We start from the raw sequence: 2,171 nt of genomic DNA, 5'->3' as shown, positions 1-2,171 counted from the left end.
TTATCATTCTGATGTTATTTGGTTTTCTGTTTTCCAAGAACTCGGGTAGCGATCGTAGTGAAAAACTTTTTCATTGCGCATTTTGCGAAACGACCGAGAATGGCGGCATGGAAACGACCGAAAAACGGCAGCGCGGCCGGCCGCGCGCTTTCAACGGGCCCTCGGACGCCACTTCGGTGCAGTCGCTCGACAGGGCACTGCGCATCCTGGCCATTGTCGCGGAAGGCAGCGGCCTGTCGCTGAGCGAGATATCGGCACAAAGCGGCCTTGCCGCCTCCACCGCCTACCGCATGCTGACGACGCTGCAAAACCACGGCATGGTCGAATTCGACACATCAGACCAGCTGTGGTCGATCGGCGTCGAGACCTACCGCATGGGCGCGGCCTTCCTGCGGCGCCGCAAGCTGGTCGACCGCGCGCGTGTGGTCATGCAAGAGCTGATGGAAAGAACCGGCGAGACCGCCAATCTCGGCGTCGCCGAGGACGATTGCGTGGTCTTCGTCAGCCAGGTCGAGACGCACCAGGCGATCCGCGCCTTCTTCCGTCCGGGCACACGCAGTCCCTTCCATGCGTCGGGCATCGGCAAGGCGGTGCTGGCGCATCTCGAGCCGGAGCGCGTCGGAAGCATCCTGCGCAAGGCAGGCCTGCAGCGCTTCACGGAGAGGACGCTGTCCGACATTTCGTCGCTTGCCCACGATCTGGCGCGGATCAAGCTGCGCGGCTGGTCGGTCGACGACGAGGAGCGGCACCCCGGCATGCGCTGCGTGGCAGCCGCCATCTTCAATGAATTCGGCGAGCCGATCGGCGGCGTCTCGGTGTCGGGACCAACGGTGCGGGTGACGCCGGAGCGGTTGGCCGAGATCGGCCCGCTGGTGCGCGATGCCGCCGCCGAGGTGACCAGGATGATCGGCGGCGTGCGAGCCGGCTGATCAGCCCGTCCCGGGCAGCGCGCTCCTGGTCGCGATATCAAAGAAATCGAGAAGGATGGCCATGCCGACGCCACAGGCGGTGAATATCAGGCCGGCCATGAAGATGCGGTTGGCGCGTTCATAGATGCGCCGTTGCAGGCATTTCGTGTCGAGCAGCAGCGAGAGCGCCCGCATCTGCAAGGCAATGCCGGCCAGGATCGGCAGGACGGCGACAAGATGGTAGGTCTGCCACGGGATCGGGTTGGCGGCCCAATGCGTGATGAAGCCCAGCGAAAACGCCAGCAGGATGCCGACGGCAGTGACGGTGCCGTTGCGGAAAACCGTTTCGACCAGATCTTCCCTGGGGTCCTGCTCGTCCAAAGGTCTCTCCCCGCGTTTCGCGGTCAGAATAGACGCTCGGAAAATCTCTGTACACCGCCCGGTCTGCCGCCCAGGCCAATCCTTTCTGCGCTGAATCGGCCGGTGGAGCACGCACCGCTACCATCCAGACAGCAGAAGAGGGGCTCGCATGGGCCCCTCTGTTGCTGAAACGGTCCTCCCCTCTAAAGACGGCAGTAGTGGCGGTATCCGTCGCGGCCGAGATAGGTATCGGAGTCCGCGTCGTAGCTGGCATAACGATCGTAGCAGCGGCGGACATGCCACGAGCCGCCGCCTTCGTCGACATAGACGGTGCGCGGCTGGGCGAGCAGGCTGCCGAGGACAAAGCCGCCGACGCCGGCGGCAATGCCGATACCGAGACCGTGATTGTGGTGATGGCTGTGAGCGGCCGAAGGCTGCACGGTGCCGGCCAGCGTGGCGGCGGCGACGGCGGTGGCGATAAGGCCGGAAACGAGTGTGTTCTTGAACATGACGATCTCCTTGCTTCGTTGACCGAGGCGATCCATCCGCCTCTTGATCATCTGTCGTCGCAGCCAGGAAAAAGGTTCGAATCTTTTGTCGATCTTCTGGGATCGAAGGTCTTTGTGACGGCGACGGGAAGAGGTTGGCGAGAACATTGACGATGCAGATCTCCCCCGATGGACGTCTACGCTATGCACATACCTTCTGATCTGCCCGATGCCTGATTACCACGTGGTTCCCCCAATCCGTCGCTGCTTCGCAGCGCCACCTTTCCCCCTCCGGAGGGAAAGGAAAGGAGCGTTGCTGGACGAGCGCTGACGGCAAAAGCTTGGCGCCTTTCCTCTACCCCGTCGATCGGGGGAGAGGTGGATCGGCGAAGCCGAGACGGAGTGGGGGTCGACC

The 2,171-nt window shown here is 63.2% G+C and carries 3 protein-coding genes; 1 reads left to right on the top strand and 2 read right to left on the bottom strand.

Features of this window, described 5'->3' with window-relative positions:
* Positions 1 to 107 precede the first annotated feature (107 nt).
* Positions 108 to 929, top strand: a complete 822-nt coding sequence (bhcR, locus tag EN964_RS32440) for an HTH-type transcriptional regulator BhcR (protein WP_127277289.1) — start codon at positions 108 to 110, stop codon at positions 927 to 929.
* On the opposite strand, the gene EN964_RS32435 is transcribed toward bhcR, so the two are convergent.
* Complete coding sequence (locus EN964_RS32435; protein WP_127268085.1) at positions 930 to 1,289, bottom strand: hypothetical protein; 360 nt, start codon at positions 1,287 to 1,289, stop codon at positions 930 to 932. It abuts the gene before it with no gap.
* Between the two features lie 182 nt (positions 1,290 to 1,471).
* Complete coding sequence (locus tag EN964_RS32430; protein ID WP_127268086.1) at positions 1,472 to 1,777, bottom strand: BA14K family protein; 306 nt, start codon at positions 1,775 to 1,777, stop codon at positions 1,472 to 1,474.
* Positions 1,778 to 2,171: the final 394 nt, after the last annotated feature.

Source organism: Mesorhizobium sp. M7A.F.Ca.CA.001.10.2.1 (genome assembly GCF_003998575.1).
Taxonomy (GTDB): domain Bacteria; phylum Pseudomonadota; class Alphaproteobacteria; order Rhizobiales; family Rhizobiaceae; genus Mesorhizobium.
Note: the sequence above shows the minus strand (reverse complement) of the source record. Positions and strands in the feature narration are given on the sequence as shown.

What these genes read in the sequence shown, in the direction of transcription:
- EN964_RS32430 (WP_127268086.1), bottom strand. Translation starts at nt 1,777, where the DNA reads ATGTTCAAGAACACACTCGTTTCCGGCCTTATCGCCACCGCCGTCGCC.
- bhcR (WP_127277289.1), top strand. Translation starts at nt 108, where the DNA reads ATGGAAACGACCGAAAAACGGCAGCGCGGCCGGCCGCGCGCTTTCAAC.